25 protein-coding genes are annotated in these 18,878 nt (G+C 48.0%); 2 read left to right on the top strand and 23 right to left on the bottom strand.

Translation table 11 applies throughout. The features are described 5' to 3' along the window. Positions 1-9 precede the first annotated feature (9 nt). The 20 genes from MHB85_RS20325 to MHB85_RS20420 form a co-directional block, all read right to left on the bottom strand. Positions 10-408 (bottom strand): hypothetical protein, encoded by a 399-nt coding sequence (locus MHB85_RS20325; RefSeq protein WP_341073595.1) that lies wholly within the window; start codon positions 406-408, stop codon positions 10-12. Positions 409-423: 15 nt separating this feature from the next. Next, complete coding sequence (locus tag MHB85_RS20330; RefSeq protein WP_341073596.1) at positions 424-648, bottom strand: hypothetical protein; 225 nt, start codon at positions 646-648, stop codon at positions 424-426. 18 nt (positions 649-666) lie between these two features. Beyond that, positions 667-1,593 (bottom strand): major capsid protein, encoded by a 927-nt coding sequence (locus MHB85_RS20335; protein ID WP_341073598.1) that lies wholly within the window; start codon positions 1,591-1,593, stop codon positions 667-669. A 54-nt stretch (positions 1,594-1,647) separates the two neighbouring features. Continuing rightward, complete coding sequence (locus MHB85_RS20340) at positions 1,648-2,256, bottom strand: scaffolding protein (protein ID WP_341073599.1); 609 nt, start codon at positions 2,254-2,256, stop codon at positions 1,648-1,650. Between the two features lie 85 nt (positions 2,257-2,341). After that, the gene (locus MHB85_RS20345; protein ID WP_341073600.1) at positions 2,342-3,022 is read right to left on the bottom strand and encodes a hypothetical protein; all 681 of its coding nucleotides are present in this window, start codon (positions 3,020-3,022) and stop codon (positions 2,342-2,344) included. After that, the gene (locus MHB85_RS20350) at positions 3,022-3,618 is read right to left on the bottom strand and encodes a hypothetical protein (RefSeq protein ID WP_341073601.1); all 597 of its coding nucleotides are present in this window, start codon (positions 3,616-3,618) and stop codon (positions 3,022-3,024) included. Before MHB85_RS20350 ends, MHB85_RS20345 begins: the two co-directional genes overlap by 1 nt. Positions 3,619-4,026: 408 nt before the next feature. Then, the gene (locus MHB85_RS20355; RefSeq protein ID WP_341073602.1) at positions 4,027-4,836 is read right to left on the bottom strand and encodes a phage minor capsid protein; all 810 of its coding nucleotides are present in this window, start codon (positions 4,834-4,836) and stop codon (positions 4,027-4,029) included. Further along, positions 4,829-6,283, bottom strand: coding sequence for a phage portal protein (locus MHB85_RS20360; RefSeq protein ID WP_341073603.1), 1,455 nt, complete (start codon positions 6,281-6,283; stop codon positions 4,829-4,831). The genes MHB85_RS20355 and MHB85_RS20360 overlap by 8 nt, the downstream gene beginning before the upstream one ends. Positions 6,284-6,296: 13 nt before the next feature. Then, positions 6,297-8,069 carry a phage terminase large subunit gene (gene terL / locus MHB85_RS20365; RefSeq protein WP_341073604.1) on the bottom strand — a complete coding sequence of 591 codons (1,773 nt, stop codon included), beginning with the start codon at positions 8,067-8,069 and terminating at the stop codon, positions 6,297-6,299. Between the two features lie 739 nt (positions 8,070-8,808). Further along, positions 8,809-9,195 (bottom strand): phBC6A51 family helix-turn-helix protein, encoded by a 387-nt coding sequence (locus MHB85_RS20370; protein ID WP_341073605.1) that lies wholly within the window; start codon positions 9,193-9,195, stop codon positions 8,809-8,811. A gap of 384 nt (positions 9,196-9,579) precedes the next feature. Then, a complete protein-coding gene (locus MHB85_RS20375) occupies positions 9,580-10,053 on the bottom strand; it encodes a helix-turn-helix domain-containing protein (RefSeq protein ID WP_341073606.1) in 474 nt (157 codons plus the stop codon). Beyond that, complete coding sequence (locus tag MHB85_RS20380) at positions 10,016-10,219, bottom strand: DUF5659 domain-containing protein (protein WP_341073607.1); 204 nt, start codon at positions 10,217-10,219, stop codon at positions 10,016-10,018. The genes MHB85_RS20375 and MHB85_RS20380 overlap by 38 nt, the downstream gene beginning before the upstream one ends. A 10-nt stretch (positions 10,220-10,229) precedes the next feature. Continuing rightward, positions 10,230-10,730, bottom strand: a complete 501-nt coding sequence (locus MHB85_RS20385; protein WP_341073608.1) for a hypothetical protein — start codon at positions 10,728-10,730, stop codon at positions 10,230-10,232. 264 nt (positions 10,731-10,994) lie between these two features. Continuing rightward, positions 10,995-11,990 (bottom strand): hypothetical protein, encoded by a 996-nt coding sequence (locus MHB85_RS20390; RefSeq protein WP_341073609.1) that lies wholly within the window; start codon positions 11,988-11,990, stop codon positions 10,995-10,997. Between the two features lie 63 nt (positions 11,991-12,053). Continuing rightward, positions 12,054-12,920, bottom strand: a complete 867-nt coding sequence (locus MHB85_RS20395) for a phage antirepressor (protein ID WP_341073610.1) — start codon at positions 12,918-12,920, stop codon at positions 12,054-12,056. 843 nt (positions 12,921-13,763) lie between these two features. Beyond that, the gene (locus MHB85_RS20400; RefSeq protein WP_341073611.1) at positions 13,764-14,030 is read right to left on the bottom strand and encodes a hypothetical protein; all 267 of its coding nucleotides are present in this window, start codon (positions 14,028-14,030) and stop codon (positions 13,764-13,766) included. Between the two features lie 161 nt (positions 14,031-14,191). Further along, on the bottom strand, positions 14,192-14,524 hold the full coding sequence (locus MHB85_RS20405) for a hypothetical protein (RefSeq protein ID WP_341073612.1): 333 nt from the start codon (positions 14,522-14,524) through the stop codon (positions 14,192-14,194). Next, positions 14,517-14,897: a hypothetical protein gene (locus MHB85_RS20410; protein ID WP_341073613.1), complete on the bottom strand. Its 381-nt coding sequence runs from the start codon at positions 14,895-14,897 to the stop codon at positions 14,517-14,519. Before MHB85_RS20410 ends, MHB85_RS20405 begins: the two co-directional genes overlap by 8 nt. Further along, entirely contained in the window at positions 14,898-15,110 is a 213-nt protein-coding gene (locus MHB85_RS20415; protein WP_341073614.1) for a hypothetical protein, read from the bottom strand. A 111-nt stretch (positions 15,111-15,221) separates the two neighbouring features. After that, positions 15,222-15,521: a hypothetical protein gene (locus tag MHB85_RS20420; protein WP_341073616.1), complete on the bottom strand. Its 300-nt coding sequence runs from the start codon at positions 15,519-15,521 to the stop codon at positions 15,222-15,224. A 191-nt stretch (positions 15,522-15,712) separates the two neighbouring features. Between MHB85_RS20420 and MHB85_RS20425 the strand changes: the two genes are divergently transcribed. Beyond that, on the top strand, positions 15,713-15,925 hold the full coding sequence (locus MHB85_RS20425; RefSeq protein ID WP_340966723.1) for a helix-turn-helix domain-containing protein: 213 nt from the start codon (positions 15,713-15,715) through the stop codon (positions 15,923-15,925). Positions 15,926-16,167: 242 nt separating this feature from the next. Here MHB85_RS20425 and MHB85_RS31225 read toward each other — a convergent pair whose 3' ends face one another. The 3 genes from MHB85_RS31225 to MHB85_RS20435 all read right to left on the bottom strand — a co-directional run bounded on the left by MHB85_RS31225 (position 16,168) and on the right by MHB85_RS20435 (position 17,676). Further along, positions 16,168-16,338 (bottom strand): putative holin-like toxin, encoded by a 171-nt coding sequence (locus MHB85_RS31225; RefSeq protein ID WP_445739039.1) that lies wholly within the window; start codon positions 16,336-16,338, stop codon positions 16,168-16,170. A gap of 263 nt (positions 16,339-16,601) precedes the next feature. Beyond that, complete coding sequence (locus MHB85_RS20430; RefSeq protein WP_341073617.1) at positions 16,602-17,423, bottom strand: DUF4393 domain-containing protein; 822 nt, start codon at positions 17,421-17,423, stop codon at positions 16,602-16,604. Between the two features lie 13 nt (positions 17,424-17,436). Further along, positions 17,437-17,676, bottom strand: coding sequence for a hypothetical protein (locus MHB85_RS20435; RefSeq protein WP_341073618.1), 240 nt, complete (start codon positions 17,674-17,676; stop codon positions 17,437-17,439). 980 nt (positions 17,677-18,656) lie between these two features. Here MHB85_RS20435 and MHB85_RS31230 point away from each other — a divergent pair. Further along, on the top strand, positions 18,657-18,767 hold the full coding sequence (locus tag MHB85_RS31230) for a putative holin-like toxin (RefSeq protein ID WP_445739040.1): 111 nt from the start codon (positions 18,657-18,659) through the stop codon (positions 18,765-18,767). The last annotated feature ends 111 nt before the right edge of the window (positions 18,768-18,878 follow it).

An 18,878-nucleotide genomic window follows, 5' to 3' on the forward strand; every position in this document is an offset into this window, starting at 1 on the left:
CTAACGGCATTAGACAACCAGCCTCCCAAATCTCTGCTTAGTTAGCTTAACGCCGTTCTCTTCGCCGATTAGATCGAGCGCAACCTGCGGAATCTTCTTACGCATATCGTCGTAGGGCATCGAAGTTGTTCCGTCCTTGAAGTTAACGTTAAATACTCCGGTCAGCCCGAACGTGGATACGCCTTGTTGCTGCATCCGCAGCATATCGTTGTACATAATCGCAAGCACATTCGCAAATTCGTATACCGCCGCGTTCGGTATCGTGTATTTCGAATAGGCGCGAGTCAGCGTTGATCCTGCGACGTTTAACATTCGTGTTTTTTTCGCGGTATCGCTGGCCGTCCAATCCTCGATATCAATACAATTCGTGTTAATGTACGCATCTGCGTCAGGTATTACGTAGTTCATCCGCCACACCTCCGTTTATTTTGCGGAGGTCTTAGCAGCGCCTTTCCGAGGTCTAGTCGCTTTAGGCGCGGCCTCTTCCTGCGGTGGCTTTTCCTCCGGTTTTGCTTCCGACAAATAGCCGTAGTCGTAAACGAGAACCCTGCGCAGGTTCTCGTCCTCAACTACGGCCGTGCCATTTTCGAATTTTACGCCGCACGTAACTCCGTCATAATTCGGATTCGGCGTTTTGATTACGAACATCTGCGCACCTCCCGATTATTAGACGATGATACCGGACAGACGAGCTGCGGATTTACCGTCGAACAGCGCCATACCAGTGTAGAATTCGATACGCGTACGCAACACTGGCTTATCATGTACCTCGCCCAAATCCGTTACTTGAACGCCACCGTTAGTCAGTCCAGAAGTATACTCGTCTGCTCCGAATTTTACCGCGTAGATAGAGGTTGTGTTCGTAGCTGTACCGGTAGTTTCGTTATGGCCGATTACTTTACCCCCAGCAGCGTTATCTCCTGCGTCGAAGATTGGCACCCCATTGAACGCAATTACTGGTTTACCGAATGCGTCCACACTGTTTTCGTGGAAGCCGAGCTTCCTTGCAATCGTGCTCAAACGGATCTTCGTTTTGGAATCCATGTACAATGCATCCGCACGTCCTCGCGTCTGATACAGCAATGTTTCAAGTGCCTCAATGAACAGGTCATAATTACCCTCGTCACCGATGTTTAGCCCGTTTGTAGCTGCATTGATAACTTGAGAGCCGGTAAGACGCTTCTTCAAACCGTCGAAAGACTTGGAATCAGTGGCGACATCGCCGTTGAAGAACGTGTCTTGGAATTTGAAAGCTGCTGCTTTTGTTTTCAATGCAGTTTGGATTGCACGTTGATCGTTAATGTTGGATCGTGTTCGTTGGATAAACTTATCGACGTCAGCGTCTCCACCCATAATTGACAGCGACTCTGTCAGTTGGTTAACTGCGCCAGTAGATTCCACATAACCTTCATTGACTCCACGGAAAGCTACACCAGGCAAGGAAGCTTCACGATTATACGCATAAGCGTTACCTTGGATCTCCATAAACGGCAGGTATTGAAGGACTGGAGCGTTTTGAACAAATGTTTCGATTACTCCTTGTTGAAGCGTGTCCTGTGAAAGTTTTGCGGATTCTAAAAGTGTCAATGCCATTGTTAAAAATCCCCCTAATATTTATTGTAGAAAATAAAAGAACCGGCAAGGTTCTTATTTGTTACTCGTATTCGAATATCCTAGAGCCATCTTCCCACGCGCATCCATACCGGCAGTATCAATCTTACGACTGCCTCCGTTGGTCTCTCCGCCAATTTGACGTGATCCCACGCTTTGTTCCGCTAGATACGGCTTTGAAGAGATCAGCGCGCTAATGACGTCAGCCATCCCGGTAACACTGCCAGAGTCATCGACCGTAACTCCGGAGATATCCGCCAGCTTAAACGCATCCTCAACCGCATCCGGCCGAATCTTTTGCTCGCCTGTTGCCGCCAGAGCTTTAAACTCGGCTTTAACTAAGCGCTCATTCGCTGTTTTTAACGCGATGTTTTGAGCCTCCTCGGCTTCCTGTGCGCGTTTCTCAGCGGCTTCTTTTTCCGCCGCGTACTCCGGCTGTTTACCTTCCATCTCCGCTAATTTAGCCTTGATTTCCTCATAATCCTCGCGTCCTTTACGGTCTCGCATGAGCCTTTCGCGAACAATGGCGTCTAGTTCAGACTGCGTAAATGTCTTCTCAGGTTCTTGCGGTGTCGGTTCCGGATCTCCTTCCGCAAAGAGCTGCAGATTCATCGGAAATTTAGTGCGAATATGTTCGGTTTTCATGGTCGTATCCTCCCGCGTTTTAGCGCCGCGTAGCGCATAGTATCCGTAGCAGTTTAGTGTCGTGTACGTTCGGACATGAGTTACGTTAGTTACCCCATAGATCGATCTTGACCTGCGATGCGACCAGCGTCTTAGCTACGGCCGCGCTGGTGGTTAGTTTTGCGATACATTGTAGGTCTCCGTCGATAAACGAATCGGTCACGTCCGCAAGCGCGCCGACTTGATCGTCGTTTTGCACGTATACATAAACGCGTCTACCCGTTGAAGCAGCGTACTGTTGTCCGGTAAACAAGCGCACAGTCAGGTTCTTACGGTTTTGTCCTTCGTCGCCCGCCATGTTGACCGTGAAGAACGCCATCTTAGTCGGATAGTCCGTATACGTACCGTCTGCCTTATATGCGCGTATGATTCCGCTCGGTTGATTCACATTATGGAAGAACGTGATTCCCGCCTTACTGTCCGCGCTCTTAATGCCGACCTGCACCGATATCTGTATGTTGCCGTTAAACTGCAGACCTTCGATTGTGTACGCGATCTCCGTAAACTGTGTACTGTTAAAAGTCCCCGTAGATTTAAGCTCAACGCTACTACCCGCGGTCGCGGTCGTCGCCAAACGAAGAAGCCCTCGGCCAGGAGGCGGCTCAATTACCGGAGTCCCTACCGTCGTTAACCACGAAGGCAACGCGCCGTCCAGAAAGTTAGCACAAAGTTGCTTGTGTATCTTTCCGCTCGGTATTTCTTTACCGTCTAATCCGCGATGTAACATTACGCCACCTCCGTATGAACAAGTCCGACGTTATTATCCGTGTTGTAGTAGATGTAAATATTTCCGTCCAATACGGACACCGTCATCGACTGCATGTTCGTAGTCTCCCACGGTAAAGTCGGAAATGGTACGAGATCGATCGGGCGGTGAAGGAGCTGTCGCAGATCCGGACTTATCCGAGCAATGGCGGGCCGTGCTACGGTTGTGACTCCGCCAGAAGCATACGCGGACATCATTCCGATCCACCACATTTGTCCGCGGTACATAAATAGGCCCGCGTTAGACCGCGAAAAGTTCTCTCCGTAGGTGAGAGTCGCATCGTTACCGCCGAGCATTGCGCGCGGATCGGAGTACCAGAACTTCCCGTCGTTTGAGTACGAGATCGCTTTGCGACCGTAATCTCCGCCGCCCATAACGCTGTACCCAACCCACTTTTCCGCGAACTTGAATACGGCAAAATAACCGGTATGGCCGTCACCTGGATAACCGTCCGGTTTATCGAGTACGATGCCTATACGCGTCCAGTTAATCATGTTCGGCGATGTTGCAAGTAAAGTAGACTGGTTGATTCCTGCGCCGGACTGCTGGTAGTACATGTAGAACAGGCGATCTTTTTCGTTGTAAATTACGAAAGGCGTCTCGGTCGAATCGCCAACAACGGTATCGACGTAAATCTCACCGTAGTTCTTGAACGGCCCTTTCGGATCATCCGCGTAAGCTAGCCCAATTCCGCCTCGCGCATTATGGTTCGTTGAAAACGTGGCGTAGTATTTGCCGAGAGCGTTCGGAATCAGTCCGTCAACTTTGATTACGCGGAACCAATAGATACTCGGCTTTCCGGACATCGCCGCAGTAAAAATCGGTGGTCCGTTCAGCTTCGTAAACTTCGGCAGGTACGTTTCGACCTGCGCCCCAAACCCGTAAGGCGCTACGCCGTCCGACGCCTTCTTGGCGCTGGCCGCGGCCTTTCTTGCACTGTGTCTTGCTCGTGAATCATGCGCCATCTAAATTCCTCCTCCGATATTGTCCGGATTGCGGATCGGAGATAGTACGTGACGACAGCGTGGGTGGAATATTTCTCGACGAGGTAGATCGCCTACATACGGATAATCTCCGGGAGCATCCGGTGTTAACTTGACAATGCGGCCTTCCCAGTTACGACACGCATCCTTTGCGCCATGACTCGATATCTGCGCGTAATAAACGTCTCGGCCAAGCGCCTCATTAATCGTTGCTTCGCGCTGTGTCTCGGCCATCTTCGTGAGTACAACCGTCTCAACATAGACCTCCGGTTTCCAACGCCGTCCTGCAGCGTCGATAATGCCGGTATCAGCCGCCTGGCCGAGCGTGTTTCGTAGACGACTAAGCGCGTCGGCACTTATTGTCCGCGAGCTGTTAACGCCCTGTCCGAGATTGGCGCGCATAGCCTCCGCAATTGCCTGGCGGATACTCATACGCGTTCTGCGGTCCATGTTCTGCGTAACTGCGAGCAGGTCCGCGTATGTGTCCGCCTTGGCCGCGTTTAGCATGGCGAGGTTAACACGGGTGAGTCTAACGTCAGACACCGCGCTTCCTAGGCCGAGCGAAATGAATACCTGGCGCGTCCCGTCTTTGGCAGCCTTAGTCAGCGCCTCGTCAACGTGCTTCCGCGCTTCTTCGTTAAGTTCGGCGAGTATCTTCGCGGATTCTTTCGCGGCAGCATCGCCGTTCTTGCGGGAAAAGCCCAACGTAAATAAGCGTCCGACTGCCGCACTCACTGCGGACTTCGCACGCTTAAACGCGTTGACTATTTTCGATACCGGCCGCTCATCCATTGTTAAACACCGCGTCCGCTGACGCTGAATCCGCTATGCCACCGACGCGCGTTTCATCTTCGTCAATGCGGCGAAGCGCCTGCTCAGCCTGTTCATCGTTCACTCCATCCAAGCGCTTAATAGCGTCTCTTACGGACATTGTAGACTTACCACCTGTACGTATTTGCGCTATCTCAGCTTGCTCTCGGTCATCTGTCGGCAGTCCATCGGAGAAGATGATGTGCGGTTTTGTCGGCGTGTAGTCGAGTGTATCGTTCGATTGCGCTTGCTCAAGTAGTTGCGCGATAAAAAGTGCCTCTGTCAGTGCCTTATCAAAGTACTGACGTTTTCGCGCTATTTTAGAAAGCAAAGGATTCATGCGATATTTGACGGCGAGCCCTGTTGCACCGCTAGTACCTGCATTTTCTTTACCCAACGCGATAGGAGGTAGCTCTGATGTGGTCAGGAGTGTATCTATTAGCTTGTCGAGTTCTTTAAAAGCCGACTCAAGCTGACCGTCCCAAGTAACGTATTGAGGAACGACTGAGCCAGAATCTACAACTTCAAAAACTTTAGCGTATGCCGCTCTTTGTTGAGGCACACCGTCCGGGCCGTCCTCTAAAACGCCTGACGGAACCGTTAATATTGGGTCAGCGTGCTTATCTAGGATCGATGAAATTTGAGTCAATCGGTTATTGATCTCACGGAACAAAGCCCTGTGCTCGCTTATATCGTCCAATCCGCACCATGTATCATCGAAAGAGAAGTTCGGAACGTGTACAATAAGAGGCGCGGGCACTCCGGTTTTCAGCGGCGTCTCAACGTCTTCCAACTCTTTCGTAATAGTCCACGAGGTAACTTCATCATTTCGCGTAGTCAGAGCCATCATTTCGAACTTGGAAAACGTAATCTCTCCCGGAACATGCGTTTCAACGTGTAGCTCCCACCGAGTTCGTCCTTCTTCGGGAAAAGCAATCGGGACGGCTATGTGGTAGGCCGCGACTTTTTTAGCATTGCCGGGCACTGTTTCCGGGAAGACGTAAGCCGCATTCTGTGATTCAATGACGGCGCGGTACGGATCTTGTGATTCCGGTAAGATTCCGCGATATTCTTGCGCCCATTTAACCTTATAAAACGAGTCCCCACGGTAAGCATTTCCGTGAGCCATTTCATAGTTTGTCGTATTAAGCGTGTTGTCCTTGACTATCCGGTCCAGCGCGGTTTGCTCTGTTGAGGCTTCTTCTCCCGCGCTATAAATCGGAGAGTCGCCGAATAGTAGGTCAGCCGCTTTCTTGCATATCAATCCCGCGTAGTTAGCGTAGATATAACGTTTCGGCTCAACCTCTATTTCCTCACTTAGCCTCTTAATCAAATCAGCGTTACACCTGACAAGCTCCGCGTTTTCCCGGTATCGGTCTACCCGTTCCTTGTGCTCTTTTGGTGGGTACATCTTACCTACCTCAAACAATGCGACGCCTCCTTTATAGTCCTTTTGGTTTTTTACTCCACGATCTACCTCGTCTACCTAGGCCGCCTCCTGCAGCCTCAACCGCGCCGGCAAGAGAATCTGGTAGATCATCATGAGTTCCGGAGGGAAACTGCTCCATCTGCTCGTGCAACAACCTGTGAGATTTGTTAAAACGCAAATAACCGCTCTCGATAAGCGGCTCTAATGATTCAATGCGTATTTCCTTCTTTGTGCGAGATATAACCGCCTTGAGTCGTACGCTTCCGATGCGCTCTTTGCGTAACCTTTCGCTCAATTGCCGATACATATCGTGCTGCGCGCCGACCGTCTCAACCGCAAAAGCCTTATGTCCGTATCGTTTTATAATCTCAACCGCCTGCTCCAACGCTATATGAGCCGCGCATTTTCTCGCCCATGCATCAATTACGTACATTACAAGAGTGTTCCGGTCTATCCCGACTGTTACGATCGCGTTATAGTCGGAACGCGAACTTTTGCCCTGTGCGATATCCCAGAAAGCGTAATAATCAAGCGGAAGTTCGCGTCCAAATGAATCAATGAGGTCTGATTCATCGTAATATCGGAATAACTCCGGGTTAAATATCATTGATTCTTCATCTATCGGCGTATTCTGATATTCCGTATTAAACGCTTTTGATCCGTTAGCCCATTTCCACGTCATCAATGCCCATAACGGCTGAACTTCCGGCCAAAGTACGACCGCTCCTCTGTCCATTTCGTCCCGGTTTGCTTCGTAGAAGGCTCGCGCTGACTTAACACGGTCCTCAACGTCAGGATTCAGATATATTGCGCGACATTTTTCCCATAGTTCTGTATGTTCCGGGTCTTCAATCAATGCTTTGTATAGCTTCGAGTTAAAGTCCGATCGCTTCATAACCGTTCGTAATAGCGACTCAGCGTGTACAACCGTTCCCATATATACGAAAGCCGTTCGCTTACCTTTTGGATCTCCTAGCGGTACCACCGTTTGCGAGAACCAGTCACGCATCTTCTGCCGCAGTTCCGGCGTGGCCGCGTTAGATCGTATGTCTTCAAGGTCATCACAGATTATCAGATCCGGCCGGACACCTTCCCAGTTACGTCCACGCAATGCCTGGTTACTAGATGCGGCCTCCATCTTCGTTAACTGACGCTGTCCACCATCTGCGGTAGGCTCCCACGCAACAAATTCCGAGGAGTTATCTTTCGGGTTCACTTGCTGTTTGGGATTCAGTAAGGGACCGAAGTCTGCGCGTAGTTTCGCGTTACTTTTGAGCTGATTCGCAATCCACTCAAGGTTACCTGTTGATACCGCAGGCGTTTCCGATATATTGATAATGTATTTACGATGCCTGTACGCGATCTCACGTAGAGGGAACGCCTTTGATAAGTACGATGATTTCGCGTGAGAACGGGGCGCCGCACGCACTACCTTAGCATTTATCTCCCGCATAGATACATCGTCCATTGTCTCGCAGATTTCACGGTGAAACGTCGGTGAATCTTCGACACTTTCGACGTCGAATCCGTCCCAGTTACCCGCGTTGCCTGGATTATGTACCTCTGAAAAGTATTCGAGCGCGAAGTATAGGAGGTCGGCTTCTGCTCTATGAATTCGCGACAATCGCTTAGATTCGTCGAGATAATGCGCCAGTTCCGCTTCTTCTCCACTCGTAAGCAACTCCGGAACACCTTCCGCAGTCATCGCGTGAATTAACGCGTCTAATCTATCGATAATCTGTTCGCGCTCATCTCTACCGACCCAGCGATCGTTTACCCACGCCATGACTCCGCCCCCTCTTCGCTAATTTTCAGCGTGAAATAACGCTGTTGTTGCGTTACCCTACCCAATACACTCGGCCTTGGTTAAAAGCGCTAAATGCACGCTAAAACCACGGTAAAACTATGGGACCATTCCGATAGCCTGCTTGCGCAAAGTCCAAAGTTAATTTTTGTTCGCGGATATTTCCGGCACCAGTTGAGGCGGTCGCTAGGGGTCGAGGGGGTGGGCCGCCCTCTCATTCGCCGCCCCTCTTCGCAACGACTCCGTTTATTCATCCGCATTGCATAATCGTAACGATCCCGTTTAATCACGGATATGCACGGACATGTGCACAAAATCCCGTATACGGTGCAATAGTCCGCTCCGCAAACCCGCGCCCCGCCTACGTCTAATTGCGCTGCATAAACACGCCTTATACATTGCATATGCATTTCCAGTTATTAACGCGTACAACCCGCGCCGTTATGCGGATTATGCCCGTTAGAAACTGGAAGAGTATGCGGTCATTTCCCGTATGGTCTGGCGGTACTTATACGGCGGTTATGCAACGTCATTCACCGAGGAGTGAATAACCTGCATTACGGTGACGTGGTGAATTACGAAGGCAAAACGAAAATTTCCGAAGGGCCACGCGCCAGGAGGTCGCAGTAGATGTAATTGACGTCTTGTCAACCGCAGTACATACGCACTCCATCGCGTTCCTTCATATAATGACGCGCCAAACACACGCCATCTACTCGCTTTACACTCCGCGTCTTGCTTGGTACTCCGCCAGCTTACGATCCAGCTCTTCGCGGTCAAGCGTGGTCGAATCCGTCTTGGTAACGTCGATCTTCTCCGTAAGCATCTCCGTCATAGTAAGTAACAACTTCGCGGCGGCTGCGTTCCTGTCTTCGATAGCTGCTTGCGCCATTGCGTCAGTCACTGCCGGTATCCGATCGAGTACGTTACGTGTGATCTGTTTCTTTAACTCGCGTTCAAACAACGGATCTTTCATCCAGTCATACAGCGCCTGGCGGCTAACTCCGGATTCTGTTGCGATCTGCTCCATCGTAAGACCTGCGCGCTTAGGTTGCGCGAGATAACTCAGCGCAATAAGGTGATGCGTCTCTAGACGTTTAAGCGCCATACATACCGTCTCCTTTACGTGAATAGTACGAGCCTCCTACGCTCAGGCAAGGTGTAAGAGATACCGCGCTATTCTTTTGATATTGCCTACATGAGCCTCTTCTTCGAGTTATCTTCATGTATTAGCACAAACAAAAAGACAAGCTCAGGCTTCCGCCCTCGCGCTCACATCTTTCGATGATCGCACCTGCTTGTCATTGGTATCTCTTATTATGTTGATTACGCGTCAAAAGGTATTTATGAATCAACTTGTCCCGCGAGGTTTAGTTTGCGAAGCAAAATCAACCGAAGCGGTAATGTTTTATAAATCTGTATCGGTAAGTCTTAATACCGTAAGTATATATACAACGCAATATTTGCCGATACCGATCCGCAATTATTTCCGTTACGAACCGCAACTTTTTCCGTTACGTACTCGTTCCTCGAACATTCGCTTACGTAGTGCGCTCGCCTGCCTACGCTGGCTGCTCGCTTTCTGTCTCGTTTCCACATGTTCCCTCGCTTCGGGGAACCGCTCAAAGAACGCATCCTCGTCCGTTATCGCAGGCTTAACGATATACACATCATTACCATGCGTGGGATGTCGCGCTATCTCGACCAATTCACGTTCAACTAGTACCACCTTCACCTTCGTAACAGTACGTTCGCTGCAGTTGAGCGTGGCCGATATATCCTCGGATGACGGAAATGCGTAACCGTAGTCTACGTTGTACTGGGAGCAGAGGTACGCATATAGAAGCGCGTGTTCCGCTTTGAAGTCCGGCAAGCGCGTGTACAGTCGGAATATTGCGTTAGGAACGATCGTAAAATCTCGTGTAGGTTCAAACGGCTTCCGCCCGCTTCTCTGCTCCGTTGTCATTTGTTTGTCCTCCATTTGTTGTGGTGTATTCCGTGATCGCTTGGCGAAGGGATTCCGTATTATTGAAGATAAACACGTTCCGTTCCGGATACTTGCGATTTTGGCCTAGCCTTTTCAGGACGAAACCGCGCATCATCAAGTGGCCCGCGACACGTTGCGATATCACTACGAAATCATTATGCACTCGCTACACCTCCGTTACCGTAAAGGTTTATGAACTGTCCGCTGTGCGGGATCTGGCGATATTCTCCGTTGTCTAGCTCGGCCTGGCCGCTTTCGGAAACCTGCATTATACGTTTGATCGTCTTCTTTTGACCCCAGTAAAGGGGATTTACGTACGATGCCAACGCAATAAGCTCGCCGGCTTCCTTCTTAGTCTTCGCGTAGACTACGATCGTCTCTCCAACGCTATTAATATACGAATAAACTTTATCTGCAGCGGGGCGAACTCGCTTTTCCGCTCTAATATCCACGATAACATCGCGAACCATCTCGCGTAGCTCGTCACGTGAAATACCGAAAACTTTAGCGGGGAACGTTTCGCGCGATATCTCGATCGCGGCTTTTGTGAGAAACTTTTCGTAGCTCTCCGGACTCAATCCGTCCAGCGTTTTGAAATCTACGCGTTTCTTAACGTAAAACTCAATGTGCATCCACAATCGTCTAATATCGGCCATAAGTGCCATCTCCTTAACGTTGGATTAACGTAAGGGTGTGCGGAGTATACCCGCATCGTTCGTAGCCTTAGCGTGAGTGGGAAAGTACTCTCCCCTTATTGCCCGTAAAGTAGGGTATTTTGGTACGTTTTTAGAGGAAAATATTTACCCAAAGGGTATACCGCCTGTGATAGCGCGGCATTAGCTTTACTTGAGTGAAATTATGATGTAAAATGATAATGGGTTATTCCGTTTACTTACTCTGTATTAGTTCTAAATATACCGTCAACGCGCGACACTTACTGGACTCCGGGTGTAAACTTTTTTTCTAATCCGCGTTAGTCTCCTTCTCGCAGCATCGTAAGATAGTCCACTAATCTCTTTTGCCCTCTCCCCGGTCATCACATAACAACTATCTTTCGTCAGTCCGTACTTTTCCATCTCACCCGCTACCATATCCTTTCTGGCAGCTTCGACCAATTTACGCAGGAAGTCAGCCTGGCGACCACCTATCCGCTGCCATACGGTCTCTTCCGCAATCTCTGCGCCTAGAACTGTTCCCAGCGGAGTCATAAAATTCGGTTGTACCGTCCGATCGGCGCCACCTTTCCGAAGTCTGCGTAATCCATTCCTCTTGGCCTGCGCGTCATAGTAACGAGTCATGAGCGATTGATTGACGTATTTAACGATCTCGCGGTCTGAACGCGTGACGTCTACGTATGGGAGAACATGTTTTAGCGCCGCCTCCATATCGAACATCACTTCGGATCTGATCTGCGACTCTTCGCGGCGAGCGGCCTCTTCTGTCGGCTCAATCAGCGACAATACACCGCGATACAGACGGTAATTCGCAACCGTTCCGAGTTCGTGGTATGCCCGCGTGATCTCATCGTCCGATTTACGCAGCCATTCCAGTAACTCCGGGTTAATGTCGTATTTATAAATGTGCTTCTCCCAGTCTACCGGTTCGAACGGTATTCTAACGCCCATATCTATGTGTAAAATCGAAAGCTGCCGGTTGAGCTCGTCATATGCCCAGCGGATAGGCTCACGAACATACCAAGCGTGCTTAACCGCTTTTTCACGGATCGCACGTATTCGGTACGCTATATATTGGTGAGGATGCGCGAGGTCTATGGAGATGTCGTTTCCCTCTACGAATCTGTAACGCCGTGTTGGATTGCCGAGGAAGTCCGTTTCCGCCGCGTCCTCCATAATGCTGGTGACGATCGCAAGTTCACCGGTTTGCTGATACGTTGTGATTCCGTCTTTTAGATTCATATTGCGCCTCCTTTATAGTAGAAAAAACGGGGCCGCACGATAAAAGTACGGCCGGTATATGGATTATTGCGCTTCTGGACGAAGATTGAGCGTTAGTTTCGGGCCTTTGTATGGAGTAGTGACTGCCTTGGGAAAGAGAGGTACGACGTCAGCTTTCGGTCTTGGAGCCTGCTTAATCTCAGGTCTAATCCCGTGATAATAAAGGTCAACCATCATATCAATTCCGGCTGGGGTAACTTTAAGGTGTTTATTTGAAACAAAGTCGTTAGTGAACATTGTAATCTTGAAGTAATGTTCGTGACCTCTTGTTGGAGGGTAGTAGCTGTCTACTTTACGTTGATACAGTATCCCATTCTCCTGCAACCACTCTCGCAATCGAATGGCGGTCATACCTCCAAGAAACTGTTTTCCAACGGTTGAGAACGAAGCGTAGCCCTCCGAGTCAAGGAATGCATCGTACTTTTCTGCCTTCGGAGTGACAATCGCTAGCTGTTCATTTGTTTGACGTGAGGAAACTAATATTGCTCTGAACATCCCTTGAGTGATTTCATCCGCATGTGGAAGGTATGTTCGAATAAACAAATCTTCATCCGCCACAAAACCGCCCGTCTTACGCATTGTCGGTAGCACTTCGTCGAATAACCATTTTTCGAACTGCTCGGCGTATGGGAGCTTGGACCGCGTTAAGAGTCGATAGACGTTTCCCTCAGAAATGAACTTCATTTGCTGCGTTCTACCGAGAGTGTCGATGACCTCGTGAATCACGACCCCATCTTTATTGCAGTGTCTTGCGATGGCATCATGGGGATTTGAGTATCCGAGCGCCAATGCAACTTGAGTAGCACCAAACATCTCTTTACCTTCGTTAGTCACAATCTGGATGCTGCCGAACATTTCGTGATCGAACACCTTTGGTTGATTTGCTAACATGTACATCTCTCCCATTCGTTTAGTTTGGTGTTGACGTAGTGCTATATGTTAACGGCGCGAGGCCGATGTTATTGGATATTGCCTAATTTCGCGTCAGGGGTTGACTTTAGGTTAGATACGCGGTATACTTTTAGTGTAAGGTGATAAGATTGATATATTTTCAGCCAAAAATAGAGTCTAAGTCTCAGTATAGCACACTTTTTCAGCTATGCAAGAGGTTTGTCTATTTTTTTTTGTTTTTTTTCTTTCCTAAAGCAGAAGCCCACAAGGAGGTTAGATAATGTCATACTGCGTTGAGTGCGGATGTTCTTTTGACAAACTTGAAGGACGACGTTATAAGACTCTGTCTGGATTACATATACACTCAGAAGAATGCTTGATTAACTATATGAAAAAGCATAAAGTCCCGGAGTTAAAAATAATTTTAGATGGACACGAAAGATTGGCCAGCAATAGCGAGGTGCTCCTCTTACTCAACCTCATGAATTAGTAAATTAGCAGTTTTCTCATAATTATTTTTTTTTTGATTGTGAAACCACATTACTTTTTTAACGTATTACTGGATATAACAACGGAAAAGAGCGCGCCACGCGATAGCCAATCGCCGCTCTCTCCGTCATTGTAAAAGAGATTCAGAGCACAAGTTCCCGCTCGCACTCGATATATGTGAACGCGCCTGCCTGAACGAAGGTTCCCGCCTTCGTGACGCTGAATTTTCAAAGGAAAGCCAGAATCGTTGGCGCGAGACTGGCGAAATGTACCGAATAGTTGGCGCTACTCAGCGTTAAATTATCCGCATAGCGATTCATCAGTTAGCGCTGATGATACGGATAAATAATAGAATTAGGCGATTGCTTCAACGGTTAAAGGAGTGTTCGAGACAATGAATCCGAGGTTGGCCGCTTGTTCCAGCGTGACATAAACGGTGTTCGCGATGGATCGGCGGTCTATTTTGGTTAGGATGCGGAAGAATGCGCCAGGTAGCACAACGATCTGTTGGCGACGGCGGTTACTGTTAGGATGGAATGATTCGTCAATGAGCGTAACAATGAAGTTACCGGTGCGATGATCGCGTACATAACCAATTTCAATTACTGTCGTTTTTTCCATGGATGCCCCCTCGGCGTTTTTAGTCCGCGCGACTATTAAGTAGAAAGCAAATACATATCGTTACAGTACGTTGTTACGTGATACATGCGGATGACCGCGACCGCCGGACCGGGGCCCGTTGGTTTCGTCCTGCTCCGCTAAAACAGGCGCTCATCAGGCGGCTATACTTGAAATTCGAACAATCCCGTCATCCCTCCGAGTACATCCCGCGCCAGCCAATCCAGCGCCGATACATTACGCAGCTTCTCGATAATCCGCGCTACGATTAATTCCGGATCACCATCGACGTCCTGTGCGAGGTGAATACCGCAAGTGGCCGTATCCTCGACGTAATAATGCGTCAGGTGACCAAGTCTGATCGGGATGACGCGGACAAGGAATACGGTGCAGTACGAGAGATAGACCGCGGTGTTGCTATTTACGAGCCAGGCCGGAGTTATTTCGTGGCTCTCCGCCTTCTCTTCCCAAACGTGTAGGATGAATATTTTATCCACGCGGCTCCCTCCGATCCGTAATGAGTCCATCGAGCTGCAGATTAAAATCACCGCGGCCAGGCGTGAACAGTAGTATTTGCGTCAGAAAATCGAGCGCATCCATGCCGCGTAGTCTAGTTACGAGTTGGGCCGTGATATCCATTATGTCCCCGCTAACGTCAAGGCCGATCGCCATGCCTCCGCTTTCTCCGTCTATGTACTGGCGCGGCTGCTCCGGATCTTGGTGAACTGAGCGAACCCATAGCGCGCCTGCATCGATGAAGAACATGTAACGTTCGTTCAGTGCACATCCTGCGTAATGATAGAATTCGTCGTCACGGTCAAAAGGTCCGATAGAAAACGAGGCCGATTCGAAACGGTCTGGCGCGCTCACTCACATCACCCCACGATATACGAAGTCGATGTCTACGATGTCGGACGCGGTTACGCTAAGGCCCGAAACATTGGCGTTACTCACGCCCTTCTCAACTGCGCGGAAACGAACCTCGACGTCAGAAAGCTGGCGGACACTGTTAACGTAAAACATGCGGTTTGATTGCGAGAAATTGACGACGCAACGGTAGAGGTGTACAGGGCGGCGGCTCATGCTACGATCTCCTTCGTGATGATCAATATTGCGTAAAGAGCACGCAGAAGTTGAATGAACCGACGGCCATACTTTCTTGTTTTAATGTTGTTAGACGTAGTTTGAGTATTATTAACGGTTAGTTGCATGTTGCGTATCCCCTTTACGGATAAATTTAGTTAGTAGTTCGATCGCGCTCATATTGAGGATGTTATCAACGAAATTCAGGTCCTCTATCGTCAGGTCAAAGATTGCGGGCTCGCCGTAAGTTGTGACGTACTCTGTTCCGTCAAAGTTTACGCATTCCATAACTGCGAGACTAAACTCAGGGTCAACGTAAATCGCGTGATGTTCATCTATAAGCGTGCCAGCGTATTCAATCCGCCACGGTCCATCGACGTCTACGCCTTTGGTTACGATAGTGATCGGCATAATTACGTACCTCCTTGCGGGATTTAATGCGGACCAGTACGATGTTGCTTGATAATGATGAAACGCTTTGTTACGATATACGTATAAGATGTTAACAGGTTATCTTGTCAACTAGTTTACTTGATTACAACTATACATCCACGTAGTCATCTTGTCAACTAGTTTACTAATCTATTTTTGGAGGAATTTTCGTGGCTATCCGGTTCTCACTCGATAAGATAATGAAGGAACGCGGACTTGAACAGAAAGACGTTGTTCAAATTACCGGCATAAATCGCAATACTGTAAAGGCGCTCGCGTTGAATGCCAACGCGCGGATAGATTTCCCAACGCTTAATACCTTGTGCGAAAAGTTGGACGTGCTGCCTGGCGACTTAATTGAATACATACCTAAAGCTGAATAAAATACTGATTAAACGCAAAAACACCGCTATCCCTGCGTACAGGTTAGCGGTGTTTTTATTATTTCAACAAGATAATATTACGGCGTCACACGTTCTAAGATAACTATTATAGTATTATTTTATTGTAATGCGTTACATTTGCGGGTAAAATTGAATTGCCACTGTAAATCATAATTTACAGAGGACAAGAGCGAGTAAAACAACAATTGTTTTAGGTAACCGCAGTCTTTGGCGAGAGGCGGTTACCTGCCTTTCATAATCATAACTATGAGTACAGCAAACGCTATCATAAGCGTAAGTGCTTCGTAAGTTGAGATAAATAACACCTCCTTCCAGGATTGAAGGTAGATGTTTCCTCTAATTAAAGCATTACGTAACGCAAAGCCCGCTCTTGTCCACTTTCCAGTATACACGCGGATTCAAAATTATGGAATAATAAATGTTGAGACACACCGGGTCGTTAACCATACGGCTCTTTTTTGCGTAGAATTGCCGTCGAATCAGCGTGTTTAGACTTCCGTAAGGGGAACGTACCCGAACGGGCTGACGCGCTATATGTACGTGGATTTGACGGAGAGAACGAGAAAGAACCGCTAACCCTGCGTATGGGCTGCGGTTTCTTAGTATTTGTTGAAAGTATGGGTGAAGAGTCTGTGAGCACTAAGTTTCCTCGCCACTACCCAATATCTACTATCGACTTGTCAATAACACATGAATTTATAAAATGCTCTCCTAGTTGGGTAAAACTCCAAGCCTTTCCGACAAGAACAGCAGTGGCCGCAGGGTTCTTTTCTTTAACATCTTGCTCAATATCCTCAGCAATTTTACCAACTATAGTGTTAAGAGTTTCATATCTCTTCTCGTCAGTGAATTTATTTTCAATACACACGAGTATCCCTAACCTAATTAGATTATCAACGGAAGACATATACTTTTCCATATTACCCTTATTGATCCCAGGAAAAGGAAAGAAATACTTTACTTCCTGATAACCGCTACCACCTGTGCTGTTAACTATGATCGTCCCACAAGATATCGAGGTTGTTTCTTGCACTAAAAACTCTAAACATTTAGCGTCAAAGGGGGAAAGTTGCTTAATAATTTCAACATAAGACGGATGAACCTCATCTCTCTTGTCGAGATTGGCTGCAGAAGCAATAAGCCTAACAAATAACCCCCGTATACTGTCGTTCTCAATATAGTACTTACTTCCTTCCAATGCAGGTCCCACGATGTTTAAAGAAGGCTCAACTAACTTCTCAGACGGAATACTGTTAATCGATTTGGTTAACTCTTCCTTCATTTTCTTTACTTTATGTTCGATCCTAACTCTGGACATCAACAAAGGGCTGAAGACCACATAAACCAAGTTACTGATACCTGATCCGATTTCTTGGGCAGGTCCGCGCACAAGATCATTTTTTACATCCTCAGGTAAATTCTTAACAATGTCGCTCGCACTATTCGCAACTTCTGAAAACAAGTTTGGTTCCGCCATGGCTACCTACCTCTCATACTGCATATTTAAACGTACAGACTCCGCGCATATAACGCTCGCCCTTCACCGCAACGCTCATCTCCGAAATATCCTCGATCACTCCGCCGCCGCCGAGTTCCGCCCCGATAAACACGACGATAGGCGTCCGGTCCAGTTGCGCGGTATAAAGTTGGATGCCGGAAGTTAGCGGACGCATATATAAACGTAATCCTTTCGTTGTGGGTTGCGTATATACTTCGACAAATTGGCGCAAATTTCCTGCTGCTACTCTGCGTCAAAATCGGGGGAGTGAGCGCGTGATGTGAACGAAATGAAATCGTGAGAAAACGGGAGTATTCGGGAGATAATAAGATTTCCGTGCTCATCCGTGAAGATGCCTATTCGTCCGATTTCACTCTCTATATTACCCTGTATTACTTTCATTTCTCCTGATGTATGTTGAATTTTGTGGGGGTTACTCTCTGTATTAGTTGAGAATTTTTAGCTAATCGCCGAATTTGCGGTTTGAAGGTAGCCTGCTTGTCAGATTATAATCAGAACCAACAGTCGAGGTCCACCAAAGCTAACTTAGGCTTCCGAAGTTCTAAAATGCTGTGCACATAATCTTTGTATACGGGCGAATTAGTTAGTAAATTAAAGATAATAGAAGTTTGACCTTTGTTGATTATTGGTTAAATTTAACTCATCCGGTATACGTACGAGAGGGATGAGAGTATGTCCGAAATTTAGCTGGTCCAGAAAGTTTTTTGTACTTCGTCAGTTAGACATACACGCGCTAGTCCACTTATACTACGGAGGTATCAACGAGATGACAACAACTAAACGGGATATTGTTGAGATGTTTATTGTCGAAGGTGACTACGATCTCTGATTACATAAGGATTGTGGCTGGGTTACCTAGTGAGTACCACGCTCAGCTTAGTTGAAAGAAGACATTTGACGAAATGACTTATCGCGAAGCGGGTACGAATAGTGCAACATACTAAAACTGAGGGATAGAAGGGGGAAAGTTTGGCGGTGATGGGTTGTTGCCTTTTGCAATAAAATCGTTAGAGCTATCCCATTCTGGAACCCTTAATACCCAAAATTATTCATGAGAAGGTGCTTCTACTGCGTACAGGAATTCTAGATGGTGCTATTATTCACTGGTAAGCACTTTGTTCGCATGTACACGGGAACATAAATTTAGCCTCTTCAGAGGAATATGCTTTATAACGAGGGAGGTGGTAGTGTATGACTGCGTACGAAGCACTGATGGTCATGTTAACATTTGGGTTACTGATTTTTAGTCTACTAGCTTTTGTAATGTCGGTTCTTTTCTTTTTAATCAAAAAGCAGCGGTAGCCTCCCCACCAAGAGCGGCTACCGCGTCGATCATTCGCAACTAGCATAACCCTTACCGCTAATACACGCAAGACCCGAGACGTAGCCGATCGAAGCTGCGTCTTTTCTCTG

Source organism: Paenibacillus sp. FSL K6-4396 (genome assembly GCF_038002525.1).
In the GTDB taxonomy this organism is placed as follows: Bacteria; Bacillota; Bacilli; order Paenibacillales; family Paenibacillaceae; genus Paenibacillus; species Paenibacillus amylolyticus_B.

Excerpts from the sequence above, each read along its gene's own strand:
- MHB85_RS20325 (WP_341073595.1), bottom strand. The coding sequence starts at position 408 with ATGAACTACGTAATACCTGACGCAGATGCGTACATTAACACGAATTGT.
- MHB85_RS20330 (WP_341073596.1), bottom strand. The coding sequence starts at position 648 with ATGTTCGTAATCAAAACGCCGAATCCGAATTATGACGGAGTTACGTGC.
- MHB85_RS20335 (WP_341073598.1), bottom strand. The coding sequence starts at position 1,593 with ATGGCATTGACACTTTTAGAATCCGCAAAACTTTCACAGGACACGCTT.
- MHB85_RS20340 (WP_341073599.1), bottom strand. The coding sequence starts at position 2,256 with ATGAAAACCGAACATATTCGCACTAAATTTCCGATGAATCTGCAGCTC.
- MHB85_RS20345 (WP_341073600.1), bottom strand. The coding sequence starts at position 3,022 with ATGTTACATCGCGGATTAGACGGTAAAGAAATACCGAGCGGAAAGATA.
- MHB85_RS20350 (WP_341073601.1), bottom strand. The coding sequence starts at position 3,618 with ATGTACTACCAGCAGTCCGGCGCAGGAATCAACCAGTCTACTTTACTT.
- MHB85_RS20355 (WP_341073602.1), bottom strand. The coding sequence starts at position 4,836 with ATGGATGAGCGGCCGGTATCGAAAATAGTCAACGCGTTTAAGCGTGCG.
- terL (WP_341073604.1), bottom strand. The coding sequence starts at position 8,069 with ATGGCGTGGGTAAACGATCGCTGGGTCGGTAGAGATGAGCGCGAACAG.
- MHB85_RS20370 (WP_341073605.1), bottom strand. The coding sequence starts at position 9,195 with ATGGCGCTTAAACGTCTAGAGACGCATCACCTTATTGCGCTGAGTTAT.
- MHB85_RS20375 (WP_341073606.1), bottom strand. The coding sequence starts at position 10,053 with ATGACAACGGAGCAGAGAAGCGGGCGGAAGCCGTTTGAACCTACACGA.
- MHB85_RS20385 (WP_341073608.1), bottom strand. The coding sequence starts at position 10,730 with ATGGCCGATATTAGACGATTGTGGATGCACATTGAGTTTTACGTTAAG.
- MHB85_RS20390 (WP_341073609.1), bottom strand. The coding sequence starts at position 11,990 with ATGAATCTAAAAGACGGAATCACAACGTATCAGCAAACCGGTGAACTT.
- MHB85_RS20395 (WP_341073610.1), bottom strand. The coding sequence starts at position 12,920 with ATGTTAGCAAATCAACCAAAGGTGTTCGATCACGAAATGTTCGGCAGC.
- MHB85_RS20400 (WP_341073611.1), bottom strand. The coding sequence starts at position 14,030 with ATGGAAAAAACGACAGTAATTGAAATTGGTTATGTACGCGATCATCGC.
- MHB85_RS20415 (WP_341073614.1), bottom strand. The coding sequence starts at position 15,110 with ATGAGCCGCCGCCCTGTACACCTCTACCGTTGCGTCGTCAATTTCTCG.
- MHB85_RS20420 (WP_341073616.1), bottom strand. The coding sequence starts at position 15,521 with ATGCCGATCACTATCGTAACCAAAGGCGTAGACGTCGATGGACCGTGG.
- MHB85_RS20430 (WP_341073617.1), bottom strand. The coding sequence starts at position 17,423 with ATGGCGGAACCAAACTTGTTTTCAGAAGTTGCGAATAGTGCGAGCGAC.
- MHB85_RS31230 (WP_445739040.1), top strand. The coding sequence starts at position 18,657 with ATGACTGCGTACGAAGCACTGATGGTCATGTTAACATTTGGGTTACTG.